This window comes from Moritella dasanensis ArB 0140, from assembly GCF_000276805.1.
GTDB lineage: Bacteria > Pseudomonadota > Gammaproteobacteria > Enterobacterales > Moritellaceae > Moritella > Moritella dasanensis.
In genome coordinates this window covers 16,435-31,694 of sequence record NZ_AKXQ01000018.1, presented here as the reverse complement: position 1 = coordinate 31,694, position 15,260 = coordinate 16,435, and the positions used below count along the sequence as shown (strand labels likewise).

Sequence of the window (15,260 nt, the reverse complement as noted above, 5' to 3'; positions counted from 1 at the left end):
GCTCCCGAGCAGGTTTTTTTATTTATACTGGTTGTATCTTTTTTGCTTACAGGAAAACAACCATGGCAGGATTAAGTTTAATCGCCCTACTCGATGATATTGCGTCTGTATTGGATGATGTGGCACTGATGACAAAAGTCGCCGCGAAGAAGACCGCGGGTGTGTTAGGTGATGATCTGGCGCTCAATGCCCAACAAGTGTCAGGCGTCAGCGCCGACCGTGAACTCCCCGTCGTTTGGAAAGTCGCTAAAGGTTCTTTTAAGAACAAAGCGATTTTAGTCCCTGCCGCACTCCTTATTAGCGCTATTGCCCCTTGGTTAATTACCCCTCTTTTACTTATCGGCGGCTTATTCTTATGCTTTGAAGGTGCCGAGAAACTCCATCATGCAAAATCAACATCCGCTCATGAAGATAATAGCGACGATGATGCATTAGCGGGGTTGTCCATTGAAGAATTTGAAAACCAAAAAGTCAAAGGTGCGATTAGAACCGATTTTATTCTATCGGCCGAGATTATTGTTATCGCCTTAGGCACAGTGCAAATTCAATCATTAACAACGCAGTTAACTGTCGTGAGCTTAATCGCCTTGCTGATGACAGTTGGCGTGTATGGCCTGGTTGCTGGGATCGTAAAGATGGACGATGTCGGTTTATACCTCGTGAATAACAGTCAAGCAAAAACACTGAAACACTATTTAGGTAATGGCTTACTTACTTTCGCGCCAAAACTGATGCGTTCATTAGCGGTAATAGGCACAGTGGCTATGTTCTTAGTGGGTGGCAGTATTGTATTGCACAGTATTCCGGGCTCTCACGATGTGGTTCACTCGCTACTGACTATGTTACCAGAGGCATTAGCACATAACGTGGTCGTCAGTACTCTCGCACCGATTGTAATCGATGGCTTAGTCGGATTATTGGCAGGCTTTATGGTGTTACTGGTTGTCAGTGGCGTACAAAAAATAAGAGCCTGATTAGGGCAATATTTAAGGTCATAATTACCTCAATAAATAATGAGTAACGAAGCTTAATGGTACAGCGTCGTTACTCATTCTATCTATCTAATCAAGCCGACTGCTTAACACCAAACTTCAGGTTTGATTGCGATAGTCACATCACCCGACATAACTTGAATGTCGCCATCTTGGATCATTAGTTGTAGTTCCATGTTACGGCTATATAGCTTTTCCATTTGCTCGGCAGTTTCATCATCAATATATTGAATCGATAAGTTATCAGCACTGTATTTAATCTTCTTAAACCATAATCCTGCACTACGACCGCCGTACGTATAAATTATCGCTTTCTCGGCTTGATTACTGGCTTTCTTTAAACGTTTGTCCGATGGCTGTCCTAAGTCAATCCATTGCTCGATCACGCCGATATCCGATTTAAACCAAATATCCGGTTCTTCATCTTCACCTAGGCCTTTAGTAAAGCTTAAACGCGCTTCAGCATCGACGTTTAGCATCCAAGCTAACAAACGTAGCATTAGACGGTTATCGTTCTCGGAAGGGTGTTGTGCAAGTGTCAGTGGGATATCATTAAGATAAACATGATTGTCGAGATCAACAATAGATACTTTTGCTTTTAAAATCGTTGCCGTTAAAGCCATGAGATTCACTAATAAAGGGGGGATATGGCAGGCATGATACACCAGTCTTTAAGGCAAGAAAGCTTAAGCCAAAAAAAAAGCCTAATAATCGCAAATTGCTTTCACAACCTGCCGACTATTAGGCTTTATCGAACCGCTTTAATTAATGTTTTACAACATCATTAAACGACTTCTTTTGGACCACCGAATGAATTAACGGCCGGTACTTTACCTTTGAATTTCTCAAACTCTACCTGACAAGTATTTGCCGATGTTGCTTGAGCTAGTTCCGAAGAACCGATGTCAATTGTTAGGTTGTTTGGATCGCCATAAGTACAAAGTGAACCAATGCTCTCATCTTCAGGACCATACCAAGCGCCCTCTTGAATACGGATCACATCCACAGGGTAGTTATCATCAACTACCGCACCCGCTAACAACTGTCCACGGTCATTAAATACGCGCACGATGTCGCCGTCTTTAATACCACGTTTCTTCGCGTCAGCAGAGTTCATGAACACCGGCTCACGGCCTTGTACTGTATAAGTCGCACGGAACGCTTCTGATTCACACATTTGTGAATGCAGACGTTTGTCTGGGTGACAAGACTGCATCCATACTGGGAATTCATCTGATTTTGGACCACCGTGTGAGCGCTCTTCTTTCTCGAACCACATTGGGTGGCCTTTACAGTGTTCATAACCAAAACGGGCAATCTTACGGCTGTAGATTTCAATGAAACCAGAAGGTGTGCCCAAGGCATTCACTTCAGGATCTTCACGGAAATCAGCATGGCGCGTCCAGTTTTCACCGTCACCAAAGTGGAAGTAACCTTCTTTCCAAAATTCGTGGAAGTCTGGCATTTCCCATTTACCGGCATTGGCGTCTTTAGATTCGTTATAAAGCTGCTCTAACCACTGCACTTCACTCTTACCTTGGGTATAATCTTTGCTCTTGCCCCAACGTTTCGTTAGCTCAGTAAAGATCTGAAAGTCAGTTTTAGATTGGAACAGTGGGTCAACTAGCTTCTTCATACCCAACAAACCTTTGGCGCGGTATGAACCATAGATATCTAAATCGTTACGTTCGTACTGAGTACAAGCGGGCAAGACGATATCAGAGAAACGACACGTTGCAGTCCAGTTGTAATCAATCGCGATCACAGTTTCCAATTTCTGGAATGCCGCTTTCATCTTGTTACGATCTTGATGACGATGCCAAGGGTTACAACCCGTGAATACCATCATTTTAATATCTGGGAAAGTGATTTTAGAGCCGTTGGCATCAATAACTTTACCCGGGTTTTGCAGTGCATCAACAAAACGTGCTACTGGTAGCGTACTGCTTGCGCCTTTAAAATCTTTACTTTCGTGACGGATTGGCTTGCCTGAATCAGGGTTACGTGGGAATGCACCCGCGCCAACGGCACCTGAACTTGGCACACCAATCGAGCTATAGTGATGACCATAACTGATACCACCACCAGGTAGACCAATTTGACCGATCATTGTCGCTAATACAGCACCCATCCAATACGGTTGTTCACCATGTTGTTGACGTTGAATTGACCAACCAAATAATAGTTGGGTACGACCATTGGTAATTAAACGGGCAAAGTCACGAATTTCATCAGCGGGAACACCACAGATTTCACTCGCCCATTCTGGCGTTTTCTCTACTTTGTCTTCTGTTTCACCTTGCACATACTGCAAGAACTTATCAAAACCAAGCGCATAAGTATCGATGAATTTCTGATCATGCAGATCTTCTTTCACCATAGTGTGGGCAACAGCAAGCATGAACGGTACATCAGTATGTGGATTGATATATCGGTGTTCATTGCCCAAGAAGTTTTGCGTTTTGTTCTTCACTGGGTCAACACTAATTACACGAATTTTCTTCTCTGCAACTTTGTCTTTTAGCTGTTCTAGGTATTCAAAACTATCATGCGTTTCACAGTTCCAACCTACTTGTAGGTTTTTCACTGGATCCGTTGCCCATAAGATAATTGTTTTACTGTTATCTAGGATTAACGGCCATGATGTGCCTGGTGCATATACTTCTGTCGAACCAAGTACATAAGGTAAAATAGTTTGACCTGCACCCGTTGAGTAATCACCTACATCTTTTACAGAACTACCGTGCATTGCGATCGCACGTGCCATGTGGCTACCACAGCTGTGTAGCTGCCCTGTTGCACGCCAACCGTTAGCACCAGTATGTAGACCTGATGGGCCATACGTATTCTGAACACGTTCTAGCTCTTCGTAGAACATGTCTAGTGCTTGATCCCAAGTAACACGGATGAAGCGGTTATCGCCACGTTGTTTAGTGTCACTCTTCTCACGGTTTAGATACCAATCTAAACGTACCATCGGATAACGCACGCGTGATGGGCTATAGATAATACCTTCAATGCCTTTCAGCATGTCTGTTGGGTATTTATCTAATTCAAACGCTTTCACTTCAGTAACTTTACCGCCATGGATTTTGGCACGGAACGCACCCCAGTGCGAACCCGTTAGTTTCCATTCAGCACGCTCAGCTATAGTAGCCGCGCTTGCTGTATTTGGTACTAACAAGCTAGGACCAATCACAGCAACTGCAGATGTCGCCATCACCCCTTTTAGAAAAGAGCGACGACTTACCGATACATTTTCATTTTTAGACTTTTTGTCTCTATTAAACATAGTCATACTTCTCTTTGAATTAGTGAGCATCTTTGCTGTAATCAGATGAATGGTTTTGTAGATACTTCAAGATAACATCATGTGTATCACCATCTAAGTTCACAAAACCTTGCATGCCGGCAAACATACCAACCCAAGTATTTGCATCAAAGTGACCTTCTGCTGGTTGGGTATGACAAACACTACACGTTGTTTGGTAAGCGCCTTTTGCATAATCCCAAATATTTTGTAGGTTTTCTTCATAACCTTTTTTATCAACCCATAAGGTGAACGTTACTTGTTCCCAAGGTAGACCAGTTAAGTCATCTTCTCTTTTATCACCACGAACGAATAGAGATTCATCTTGTGATGCTTCTTTTGACAATGTTGCTTGAACAATATTCTTAGCAAAATCAAAGTACAATACGCGACCGTAACCTTTGGCTTTATGCCAAGTTACTAATTCAACTTCTAAACGATTACCAGACTCTGCAATTACTTTAAACTTCGTCGCTGGTGTTAATACACCTAGGTACTCAGTTTCTTTTTCATCTTTATAAAGTGGTGTTTGTACTAGAGAGTAGTACTCTTTACCAACTTCAAACGAATGACCTTCTAGGTTCTTCGCCATTTTGCCTAGTTCACTGATAGCAGTCGTATCCATCTCAGGTAAATGGTGAGCAATACCTTTATGGCAATCTAGACAAGATTGATCACGTTCAGCAGCGCCACGCATTTGCACTTGTGCCTTTTCAGACATTTTGGTGAAATCCATGCTCTTATAGTCATGACAGTTACGACATTCTAATGAACCGTTGGCTTTAAATCGCGCCCATTCGTTTTGTGCTAGGTGCAAACGTTTAGCTTCGAATTTTTCTTTGGTATCAACAGTTCCTAACAACCAACCAAATACGTCTTTACTTGCACGTGCTTTAGCTGCCATTTTGTCTGACCACTTGTGCGGTACGTGACAATCAGGACAAGTAGCGCGAACACCACTTCGATTAGACCAATGGATCGTACTTTGAATTTCTTTATAGTTGTTTTCTTCCATACTATGACAAGAAATACAAAATGCTTCAGTGTTGGTTGCTTCGAGTGCAGTATTGAAACCACCCCAAAAAATAATACCAGCAAGGAAAGCACCACAAGTAATAACACCTAAAGAGATATGCTTACTTGGTTTACTGAATACGCCCCAAGAGCGAGCGATCATAGAAAATAATTTTTTCATTATTGTAATACCTAGATAATGATTAGTTGGATAATTTGATTAATGTGTTGGTAGGCCAAAAAGGATATGACTCATCCAAATGACAAAACCATAACCAAATACACTAACGGTTGCGAGGATCGGAAATAAAAATACGGTGAGAAAGATGAATAATTTCCACTCGCCCTTTTTTTCTGTTCCTGTACTGCTTGTCTGTTGGTTCATGTTAACTCCTGCAACAATGATGGCCTATAGAATAAGGGGTAATTATAACGTTTATAACAGTGTAAAGTAAGGTCAATTAAAAAAAAGTGTAATAGATCAAAGAAAACTCAATTCTAAAAATGCCTTATAAAACAACAGTTAAATGCGTCACATTATGTAATTTTATATAGAAAATGCATGGAGATGTGACGAGTTGTGAAGGGTTGTGATAAATTGCGTCAACTTGTATCAAGCGGGTATTAATGATTTCATCACATAATAATTAACCCGCACTTATCTCTCGCATAATGTAGTGATATACCACTACATTAGTTTAAAAATGCCAAAATATCTATGAACTGAAAGATTTTTTCGCTTAAAAATATAACTATATATGATAGATGCAAAACACTGCCCCTGGTGGTAATCATGTTTTATCAGACTAAGTCTTTTTTTTTGGCGAAGTAGATTAGCGGACGGTAAGGTCGGTAAGTAGGTAAGTAGGTAGGTTAATAACAACAGAGCAGAAAATATAAAGTCATAACGCGGAGTAAATATTGCTTGTAACTTTTATCACGACTTCCTTCTTTGCAATAGTAAAAACACCATTAATAGGGCATATATAATAGGTTCTATCCAGCCAGATTTCACCGAAAGATAGTAATGAAGAGGCGTTAAGATAGCGGCAAGGTAAATCAGGTTATGTAATTTTTGCCAATTACGCTGCATTTTACGACGCGCCCACATCGGCGAGGTTAACGCTAGTAAGAGTAAAATAACAAACGCGATCATGCCAAGCCAGATATACGGCCTTTTGACCAACTCTTGGAATAACAAGCCAATATCCCAACCCAGATCGAGCCACGCAAATGCAGTTAAATGTAAACTTGCATAAAAGAAGCAATACAAACCAATAAGACGGCGTGTTGAGATCAACAAACCTTCCTTATAACGTTTTGCCAAAGGTGAGATCACGAGCGTTAATACCAATAAATTTAACGCTCCTTTACCTAAAAAATGGATCACGGCTTGCACAGGGTCACCGCCCAGTGCATCAGCATCAATTGCCAACCCCAAATATACCAACGGCATAATAGCCAGCACATGAATATAGGCCTTAAGATAAGGCACTCGTTTGTAGGTTAGCACTGACATAATTAGATGTACCTCTTCAGATCCATGCCTTGATATAAACTCGCGACTTCTTCAGCATAACCATTGAAAGGCAGTGTTTTGATACGTTTAGATGAGAAAATACTGCCATTACCAATACGACGTTCTGATGCTTGACTCCAACGAGGGTGATCTACCGCTGGATTCACATTGGCATAAAAACCGTATTCACGAGATGCAAGGCGATTCCAAGTCGTTGGCGGCTCTTTTTCTAATAAATGAATTTTAACAATCGATTTAATACCTTTGAAGCCATATTTCCATGGCACAACCAAACGGATTGGCGCACCATTTTGCGGCGCAAGGGTTTTACCAAATGTGCCCACGGATAACATAGTTAACGGATGCATCGCTTCATCCATGCGTAACCCTTCAACATATGGCCAATCCAGACTACCGCCAAGATATGACGACGCTTGACCAGGCATTTGTTTCGGATCGTATAAGGTTTCAAACGCGACATATTTGGCTTTTGAAGTCGGATTGGCTTTTTTGATTATTTCAGCCAGTGAAAAGCCTGTCCACGGGATCACCATCGACCACGCTTCAACACAGCGCATGCGATAAATACGCTCTTCCAAATCGGCCACTTTAAATAAATCGTCGTAACCTAAAGTGATTTCTTTTTCGACGGCGCCAGTGATGGTTAACGTCCACGGTTCGACTTTAAAGTCCTGCGCATTTTTTTGTGGGTCGGTTTTAGCCGTGCCAAACTCGTAAAAATTATTATGCGAAAGCACTTTTTTCTCTGGCGTCCAGATCTCACCATTGGCGTAATCTTTGCTGCCAGTTAGCGTCAGGGGCGATTGTGAAAATGCCTGGCTATTGGCTTTACTCTTATCACCAGAAAAAATATCAAAGATACTGGCTTGCGCTGGACTTGCGGCAGCTAACCCCACGCCAGCAAGCCCTAATTGCTTGAGGAATTGTCGACGCTGCTGGTAAACCGGTTCGGCAACAACATCATTTTCACTTGCTTGAGATTTGCTTTTAGACTTTATAATCATTCCGTTACCTGCTTGGTTAACTTCCCATAGAGTAATCATGGTCTATTTACACAAATTGTTCATCACAGAATTATCACAATATCAGTACAATCTGATATAAAAGCGCCAACAGACCCCAATTTTCACTTACGATTTTTTATAAGTCCTTTTTGCCGCGGGTTTTTTCTTAAACCGGCTACCCGCAGGTTTACCACTAGACAGACCACGTAAGCCATCGGGTAATGTCGCTTTCGCCTGTTCAATCATGCCTGATAACTGTTGTAACAAACCGCCCATGAAATGCTGATAACTGGCTTCTTTTTTACTGATACCATCAAGCACCGATTCCCATTGCGCCGTCATATCCGGCAAAGTAGCCGCTTCAGGCAAGGCATTAATTAATCCTTTTCCTGCGTCTGTGGACAAAATTAGCTTGTTAGTTCGCACCAAAAAGTTACGTCTGAATAACAGTTCAATAATACCCGCACGTGTCGCTTCAGTACCCAGACCATCGGTATCTTTTAAAATCTTACGGATCTCACTGTCTTTGACGTAACGCGAGATCCCAGTCATCGCTGCTAATAAAGTCGCATCACTGAAATGTTTCGGCGGCTGAGTCTGCTTTTCAACACATTCAGCATGCTGACATAATAACTGTTCACCTTTTTTAATGGTGGGGAGTTGCGCAGCTAATTCTTTTTCGGCTTCCGTTTGCTTGGCATTACTGGCGGCTGATTTAGGGAACAACACTTTCCAACCCTGCTTTAACGTCATTTTCGCTTTGGCAATAAACAGTCCACCAGCAATGGTGATTTCAGCCACGGTATCAGCATATTCATAAGCCGGATAAAACTGACACAGATATTGCCTTGCGACTAATTCATAAATATTTTTTTCACTGCTGTTAAGGCGATCGACACTGCTACTTTTTTCGGTTGGAATAATGGCGTGATGCGCCTCGACCTTGCCATCGTTCCAGGCTTTGCTGCGTAAACTCTGATCGGCATTTAGCGCGGCTTGATTTAATGAGCTACTGGTATTGGCTATCGCCTTAATCACACTGCCACGATGAGCATAATGCTCTTTGGGTAAATAGCGACTGTCAGAACGTGGATACGTTATGAGTTTATGGCGCTCGTATAACGCTTGGCAGGTATCTAAGACTTGCTGGGCACTCATGCCAAAACGCTTGGCCCCGTCAATCTGCAGTGACGATAAGTTATATGGCAAAGGCGCTGCTTGTTGTTTATTTTTCTTTTCCAATTTAGTCACTTCGCCCATTTGCCCTTGAACGCGACTCACTACATTCTCGGCTAACTTTTTAACCAGAACTCGCCCATCCTCATCCATATACGGACGACAAGCTTCACTCGGTTTCCATTTAGCGGTGAATGTTTCTTGCTGTTGGGTTTGTAGGTGCGCCAATACTTCGTAGAAAGGCTTACTGACAAAATTGGCGATCTCAATATCACGCCTAACGACTAAACCTAAGATTGGCGTTTGCACGCGCCCGACTGACAATACTCCTTGATACCCCACTTTTTGACCTTGCAAGGTATAAGCACGGGTCATGTTCATACCATATAGCCAATCTGCTCGCGAGCGTGCTAAAGCGGATACCGACAACGGAATGTAATCACTATTGGGTTGTAGATTATTTAAGGCTTTGGTTACCGCCGCAGGGTTCATATCGCTAATCAACAGACGCTGAGCGGTATTTTTCTTTTTCGCTGGGGTTTTCAGAAACTCAATCACTTCATCCACCAGCAACTGACCTTCTCGATCAGGATCGCCAGCATGCACCAAACTGGTGGCTTTTTTAACAAGCCCCCTTAATACGGTCAGCTGTTTACTGGTATTGGGTTTTTTCTTTAATTGCCAAGTTTCAGGCACGATCGGTAGGTGTTCTAAACGCCATTTTTTATACGCATCATCATAGGCATCTGGTTCGGCTTGTTCGAGTAAGTGACCGATACACCAAGACACTACATCGCCATTACCAACCTCAATATAACCTTGTTGTTTCTTGTGCGGTTTTGGTAATACGTCGGCAATAGCACGACCAAGGCTAGGTTTTTCGGCAATATAAAGTTTCATGATGTTAGCAATTATAGACTGTATGAATAAACAGTTAATGTAGCTAATTTTGATGTGTAAGTCTATGACTTAAAAAATGAGGGGCGTAAGAATAGATTAACGTATTAAGAAAAAACCGATACGTTAATCTGTTGCCGGTAAACAGCGTCATTACATTAGACGATAGCGCGGCCTAAATATTCAACTAAAGCTTCAGATAAGTTTAGCCATTCATCTTCAGGTACAAAGGCAGTTGGGTCGTCTTCATCATATTCGCCGAATTCTTCCCAATATACTTCACGTACCGCACAGGCGAAGTCATTATTCAGTTCTGCCATGTCGGCAATGCTGCCAAACCAAACAATATGGCGTAAATCGATAGTAAGCTCGTTAACGTGTTCAATCCATTCTTCATCTGAATTTGTTTGTGCTTGTAATACCTTAAAGCGTTGCTTCGCGGCATGCACTAATTCACCATCCATCTCGCCAGTATCCGCTAAAATAGCCAAGTACTCGCCATAAATAAACTCGATAGCTTCTTTACGGCCACTACACCAGTGCAGCTTGGTGCCTCTGCTACCTAATACTGATGCATTGTAAGAATCATCAATATGCACGATAGCCCAGCTATCTATAAATCTACTCATGGTTTTCTCTTTAGTTTAGGTGACGACAGATTATCAATCGCTATTATAACCGAAAATAGTTACGCTTGTATCTAACTTGATATACAGGCGATTGATATGAGCACAGATATACTTCCAAGCATTGCAATTATAGGCGCAGGTTGGTTAGGTAAGCCACTCGCACAACAATTACGTTCGCAAAACTATCCACTCACTGTGAGTTGTAGCCATCAAGAAAAAGCGACCAGTTTAGCGAACCAAGGTATCCCTGCTGTCAGTGCAACTCTCGCGAGTGTGCCACAAGGCGATTGGCAAGGCTTATTAGCCGATAAAGATATCGCGATCTGTCTGCTACCCGCTAGCCGAGGCAATCATGCAGATACCCCCTTGGCAGAACAAATAAATCAATTACTGATCCTGTTAAAGCAATATAACGTGGGTAAATTTATTTTTGTTAGCTCCACCAGCATCTATCAAAAAACCGATAATAGCCTAACTGAAACATCACCACTCAATCCAACCAGTACTGTCTATGCCGCAGAACAGTTAATTCAACAACAGCAAAACATTGATTACACCATCATCCGTTTTGCAGGGCTGATTAGCCAAGATAGAAATCCAACGCGCAGTTTATCCAAGAAGAGTGCTAACGGACATGTCTTTGATGCCGGTAAGTCACCGGTAAATTTAATCCATCAAAACGATGCAATGGGCGTGATTCAGCAAGTGGTCAAGCAGCAATGTTGGGGGGAAATATTTAATGCCTGCAGCGATCATCATGCCAGCAGAGAAACATTTTACCAACAGGGCGCGAAACAACTTGGTATTACCATACCGACATTTACAGTTGATAACAGCAAACCACATTGCATCATCGCCAATGATAAATTAAAGCAGCAGCTAGACTATCAATTCAAGCATAACTCAGCTACAGATTTAGTAGTTTAGGTTTTGGCATTTGACTTGGCTTGATACTGTCAATGAGATAGAGGGACATCAGAATAGGGTGGCGTAGCCAAACTCGAGCACGTCCCCAACGATAAATGGTCTTTACTTGCTTCGATACAACCAGGGTATAGCATACTGCCGTACAGGTTGCGCAGGTTGGTTTTTCTGTACCACTCTCACAAAATGCCAATTTACGTGCCGTCATTTGTTGTAGACGATCGCACTCTCGACACACTTTACCTTGATAAACATGGTGTTGTTTACAATACATAGTGATCATTGCATTTTGCAGGCGCATTTCACGTTTTAAACGTGGGTGCGCTAAAGTTTCAGTGACTGTTTTCATCGTATATCTATTCTATTTATTAGCGAGCTAGCGGCACTTTTCGGTGCGTTATCCATCGCCAAACAATAAAATTTATCTTGTATAAATTCAGAAGAGCGCAATTAGAACAGCAAAAATATCGAACTGCAAGACAAAACGTTTGATGCGTGTAGTTTGCATTCGTTTTTGTCTTACAGCACTTATTACGCCATAAACTGTCTTAATTACTGCCCAGCTTGCGTTAATCCGACCGTCACCGCCTCTTTCGTTAACAGCTCGGGCAGTAACTTACCCTGTGGCAATGCCGGCCCAAAAACCTGATTAAAAGGGATAGCATAACGGCCATAACGTTTTAGATAGGCTTCAATTTGATTATCTGGTTTGGTCCAATCACCTTTCATCGCAACCACGTTATCGGCATTCAAATGTTTGATAATAGCGCTACGTTGTAAAACGGCACGATCGTTGACCACACAAGTAATACACCAGTCGGCGGTAATATCGATGAATACCGTTTTCCCTTCGGCAACATATCCGGTAATTTTTTCAGGCTCAAATGCTTGCCATTGTATTGCTGAATTTGACTCTATATTTGACTCTGTACTTGCCCTTCCACTACCAGATACCGATGTTGGAGACCAAATAATAGTATTAGCTAATAACAAATACACCGCGAATGTGGCGACTAGGGCGCGAGGTCCCGGTTTGATGATCAGTAAGAGCACCATGGCACAAATGATGATGCTAAAAATGGTCCACAACATCATGCTCAAATGCGCTTGTAATAACCAAATTAGCCACACCAGCGTCGCACACAATAACGTAGCTAAAAACTGACGAAATCGTACCATCCACATGCCTGGTTTGGGCATGATTTTGACGCTATCCGGCCACATCGCAATCAATAAATATGGCAGTGATAAACCCAACGCTAAGCCGCTAAATATCACCATTATTTGCCAACTCGAGCCCGCTAAGGCAAACGCCACGGCAGTGCCTAAGAAAGGTGCAGAGCACGGCGTAGCTAATAGCACCGCAAAGATACCTTGATAGAAATGACCTTTGTTTGAGCCCGATAACTTATCCATTAAACTTTGCGGCAACTGCACATCGAATTTATCGAGTAGATTTAAGGCAAATAACACCAACACAGGGATCATAATCAATAAAAAGGTCGCCGATTGAAATTGCACGCCCCAACCAAAGCCAATACCAAAATATTTAAGCCCAATAAACAACAACCCTAATAGCCAAAAGGCGACAAAAATACCGGCGGCACTTAATAAAAAATTAATCCGTCGTTGCGTACTCGATTCACTGACTGATTCAACCACACCTAATAATTTAATCGACAATACCGGCAGTACACAGGGCATTAAGTTAAGAATGAAACCACCAACAACCGCCAGTAATAACATGTAGATCCAACTTGGTAAGGTTTGCTCAATAACAGTCGGGGTAATATTATCAGTAAAGCTAATACCACCTTGCGCAGAGGTAAGGGTTACTTTTAGCGTTTGTTGGGGATCGAGTCTTGCGGGTGTGCCGGCCATGTCTTCAACAGCCATCATTAAGCGCGTCACCCCACCTTGTTGCGTGATTGTCGGTCGACTAAACAAGGTAAAATCCACACCTTCGACAAAGCCATCAACAACTGGAGCTGTTAACCCAGCCACTTCAATAATCAATTGTGATGACGCACTGTCCCAGCCAAGTTGTTGCAATGATGCAGGCGTAGCGCTGATATCGACGGGAACATTGGCGACATAAGCTTGTAGCTGCGCGCTTGATGCTTTATCTATACTGGTATCTGTAGCAGGTAAATTCAACGCCAGATTGACCTGCGCGCGTATACACACTTCTCGGCATACTAACATTGTCGTTTTAGCTTTTAGCGCTAACGCTTTACTTGGATCTGTAACCGTTATTTGCAGTGGATAAATAACTTCATGTTTGTAACCATAGGTCTCAACGTCATATACCATCATCCGCGTTGGAATAGGCCATAACCATTCCACATTGGCTAAATTATCGGATCCTTGCCAATCAATACTTGGCGGCGCCCCTGCTAATCCAGCAGAACTCCAATAAGTTTTCCAATCATCCTCTAAGGTGATTTTTAAGCCCATTGACAGTACTTTCGCGCCATTAACGCCGTTCGCCGTTGATAAAATCTGCGCAGTAGCCACTTTAGCAGCTGGGTCAAAGGCACTCGCACTTTGCTGTGCACAAGCGTAAGAAGACAATAATAAGCAGAGTAAAAGATAAAATCGCATGCTAGTAAGTTCCCAATTTGTATACTGTCCCTATCTTAAGCCAAGCCCCTAAGATATGAAATTAAAAATCTATGTATAACCAAACCATTGCATTCATTACCTAACCCAGTAACAATTAGATATGCTTCTTATCGAAAGCTACGCGAGCACGTATTTAAGGAGGAAAGTAAATTTATTCCTTAATCAATTAACCACACCACTTTACAACAGGCAATTACAATGGATTACGCATTTGTTAAACACATGCACATGGGCATGGCTTACCTAAGTATCACCTTTTTTATTTTTCGTTCAATTTTGTCGGTTACCGAATCGGCATTATTACAAAATAAAGTAATCAAAATATTACCGCACATCATTGATACCTTGCTTATATTACTCGCTGGTCACTTAATGGTGACGATTCAACAATATCCGTTTGTGGATGCTTGGTTAACCGCAAAATTAATCGCACTTATCGCTTATATTATTGTTGGCACTATTGCCATTAAACGCGGTAAGACAGCCGTTGTCCGTTTATGGGCAAGTGTTATCGCCATCGCCATTTTCGCTTATATCCTTGGCGTTGCAAAAAGCCATGATGTTATGTCGTGGTTAGCACTCGCTTAAAGGCATACACATGACAGCATCGATACTATTACAGCAATACAGCTCGTTATTTCAAAGCACCGGCAAACCCGTGTTAGATTTAGCCTGTGGCGCTGGTCGCAATGGTTTATATTTACAACAGCAGCAGATACCAACGGTTTTCGCCGATAACAACCAAGCGGCATTAACCAGTATAGCGGCGACGCCAGGCATTAGTGCCGATCAATGTTGGCAAGTTGATTTTGAAAATGGTCAACAGCAACTGCAAGCTAACAGCTATCAAGGCATTGTGGTATTTCGCTATTTACACCGCCCACTCATTGACGATATCAAGCAAGCGGTATGCTCTGGTGGTATTGTCATTTATGAAACGTTTACTGTTGAAAATAGGCAGTTTGGTCGACCTAATCGTGATGCATTTTTATTACAGTTAGGGGAATTAAAACAGATGTTCAGTGATTGGGAATGTTTGCATTATTTTGAAGGGATTGAACGAGATCCAGATCGGGCAATTGCGCAGATAGTCTGTAAAAAACCGTAAAAAAAAGCGCCATGTTGAATAATCAACATGGCGCTTTTTAT

At 42.2% G+C, this 15,260-nt stretch carries 14 protein-coding genes; 4 read left to right on the top strand and 10 right to left on the bottom strand.

Annotated elements, in window-relative coordinates; genetic code table 11:
- Positions 1-62: 62 nt before the first annotated feature.
- Positions 63-974, top strand: coding sequence for a DUF808 domain-containing protein (locus tag A923_RS0114925; RefSeq protein WP_017222487.1), 912 nt, complete (start codon positions 63-65; stop codon positions 972-974).
- A gap of 104 nt (positions 975-1,078) precedes the next feature.
- Here A923_RS0114925 and A923_RS0114920 read toward each other — a convergent pair whose 3' ends face one another.
- The 8 genes from A923_RS0114920 to A923_RS0114885 form a co-directional block, all read right to left on the bottom strand.
- Positions 1,079-1,615, bottom strand: a complete 537-nt coding sequence (locus tag A923_RS0114920; protein ID WP_017222486.1) for a YaeQ family protein — start codon at positions 1,613-1,615, stop codon at positions 1,079-1,081.
- A 161-nt stretch (positions 1,616-1,776) separates the two neighbouring features.
- Complete coding sequence (gene torA, locus A923_RS0114915) at positions 1,777-4,290, bottom strand: trimethylamine-N-oxide reductase TorA (protein ID WP_017222485.1); 2,514 nt, start codon at positions 4,288-4,290, stop codon at positions 1,777-1,779.
- A 13-nt stretch (positions 4,291-4,303) separates the two neighbouring features.
- Positions 4,304-5,497 (bottom strand): pentaheme c-type cytochrome TorC, encoded by a 1,194-nt coding sequence (gene torC / locus A923_RS0114910; RefSeq protein WP_017222484.1) that lies wholly within the window; start codon positions 5,495-5,497, stop codon positions 4,304-4,306.
- A gap of 39 nt (positions 5,498-5,536) precedes the next feature.
- Positions 5,537-5,701 carry a periplasmic nitrate reductase, NapE protein gene (locus A923_RS0114905; RefSeq protein WP_017222483.1) on the bottom strand — a complete coding sequence of 55 codons (165 nt, stop codon included), beginning with the start codon at positions 5,699-5,701 and terminating at the stop codon, positions 5,537-5,539.
- Between the two features lie 552 nt (positions 5,702-6,253).
- Complete coding sequence (gene msrQ / locus A923_RS0114900; RefSeq protein WP_017222482.1) at positions 6,254-6,835, bottom strand: protein-methionine-sulfoxide reductase heme-binding subunit MsrQ; 582 nt, start codon at positions 6,833-6,835, stop codon at positions 6,254-6,256.
- A 2-nt stretch (positions 6,836-6,837) separates the two neighbouring features.
- Positions 6,838-7,860, bottom strand: a complete 1,023-nt coding sequence (gene msrP / locus A923_RS0114895; protein WP_017222481.1) for a protein-methionine-sulfoxide reductase catalytic subunit MsrP — start codon at positions 7,858-7,860, stop codon at positions 6,838-6,840.
- 126 nt (positions 7,861-7,986) lie between these two features.
- Complete coding sequence (locus tag A923_RS0114890; RefSeq protein ID WP_017222480.1) at positions 7,987-9,936, bottom strand: DNA topoisomerase III; 1,950 nt, start codon at positions 9,934-9,936, stop codon at positions 7,987-7,989.
- Between the two features lie 155 nt (positions 9,937-10,091).
- Positions 10,092-10,562 carry a hypothetical protein gene (locus tag A923_RS0114885; RefSeq protein ID WP_017222479.1) on the bottom strand — a complete coding sequence of 157 codons (471 nt, stop codon included), beginning with the start codon at positions 10,560-10,562 and terminating at the stop codon, positions 10,092-10,094.
- A gap of 96 nt (positions 10,563-10,658) precedes the next feature.
- Between A923_RS0114885 and A923_RS0114880 the strand changes: the two genes are divergently transcribed.
- A complete protein-coding gene (locus tag A923_RS0114880; RefSeq protein ID WP_017222478.1) occupies positions 10,659-11,489 on the top strand; it encodes an NAD(P)H-binding protein in 831 nt (276 codons plus the stop codon).
- On the opposite strand, the gene A923_RS0114875 is transcribed toward A923_RS0114880, so the two are convergent.
- A complete protein-coding gene (locus A923_RS0114875) occupies positions 11,470-11,835 on the bottom strand; it encodes a nitrous oxide-stimulated promoter family protein (RefSeq protein ID WP_017222477.1) in 366 nt (121 codons plus the stop codon). The genes A923_RS0114880 and A923_RS0114875 overlap by 20 nt on opposite strands.
- A gap of 203 nt (positions 11,836-12,038) precedes the next feature.
- Entirely contained in the window at positions 12,039-14,090 is a 2,052-nt protein-coding gene (locus A923_RS0114870) for a protein-disulfide reductase DsbD family protein (RefSeq protein WP_017222476.1), read from the bottom strand.
- Positions 14,091-14,309: 219 nt separating this feature from the next.
- Between A923_RS0114870 and A923_RS0114865 the strand changes: the two genes are divergently transcribed.
- Both A923_RS0114865 and A923_RS0114860 read left to right on the top strand, forming a co-directional pair.
- On the top strand, positions 14,310-14,699 hold the full coding sequence (locus A923_RS0114865; protein ID WP_017222475.1) for a SirB2 family protein: 390 nt from the start codon (positions 14,310-14,312) through the stop codon (positions 14,697-14,699).
- A 10-nt stretch (positions 14,700-14,709) separates the two neighbouring features.
- Positions 14,710-15,219 (top strand): class I SAM-dependent methyltransferase, encoded by a 510-nt coding sequence (locus A923_RS0114860; RefSeq protein WP_017222474.1) that lies wholly within the window; start codon positions 14,710-14,712, stop codon positions 15,217-15,219.
- Positions 15,220-15,260: the final 41 nt, after the last annotated feature.

What these genes read in the sequence shown, in the direction of transcription:
- A923_RS0114925 (WP_017222487.1), top strand. Translation starts at nt 63, where the DNA reads ATGGCAGGATTAAGTTTAATCGCCCTACTCGATGATATTGCGTCTGTA.
- A923_RS0114920 (WP_017222486.1), bottom strand. Translation starts at nt 1,615, where the DNA reads ATGGCTTTAACGGCAACGATTTTAAAAGCAAAAGTATCTATTGTTGAT.
- torA (WP_017222485.1), bottom strand. Translation starts at nt 4,290, where the DNA reads ATGACTATGTTTAATAGAGACAAAAAGTCTAAAAATGAAAATGTATCG.
- torC (WP_017222484.1), bottom strand. Translation starts at nt 5,497, where the DNA reads ATGAAAAAATTATTTTCTATGATCGCTCGCTCTTGGGGCGTATTCAGT.
- A923_RS0114905 (WP_017222483.1), bottom strand. Translation starts at nt 5,701, where the DNA reads ATGAACCAACAGACAAGCAGTACAGGAACAGAAAAAAAGGGCGAGTGG.
- msrQ (WP_017222482.1), bottom strand. Translation starts at nt 6,835, where the DNA reads ATGTCAGTGCTAACCTACAAACGAGTGCCTTATCTTAAGGCCTATATT.
- msrP (WP_017222481.1), bottom strand. Translation starts at nt 7,860, where the DNA reads ATGATTATAAAGTCTAAAAGCAAATCTCAAGCAAGTGAAAATGATGTT.
- A923_RS0114890 (WP_017222480.1), bottom strand. Translation starts at nt 9,936, where the DNA reads ATGAAACTTTATATTGCCGAAAAACCTAGCCTTGGTCGTGCTATTGCC.
- A923_RS0114885 (WP_017222479.1), bottom strand. Translation starts at nt 10,562, where the DNA reads ATGAGTAGATTTATAGATAGCTGGGCTATCGTGCATATTGATGATTCT.
- A923_RS0114880 (WP_017222478.1), top strand. Translation starts at nt 10,659, where the DNA reads ATGAGCACAGATATACTTCCAAGCATTGCAATTATAGGCGCAGGTTGG.
- A923_RS0114875 (WP_017222477.1), bottom strand. Translation starts at nt 11,835, where the DNA reads ATGAAAACAGTCACTGAAACTTTAGCGCACCCACGTTTAAAACGTGAA.
- A923_RS0114870 (WP_017222476.1), bottom strand. Translation starts at nt 14,090, where the DNA reads ATGCGATTTTATCTTTTACTCTGCTTATTATTGTCTTCTTACGCTTGT.
- A923_RS0114865 (WP_017222475.1), top strand. Translation starts at nt 14,310, where the DNA reads ATGGATTACGCATTTGTTAAACACATGCACATGGGCATGGCTTACCTA.
- A923_RS0114860 (WP_017222474.1), top strand. Translation starts at nt 14,710, where the DNA reads ATGACAGCATCGATACTATTACAGCAATACAGCTCGTTATTTCAAAGC.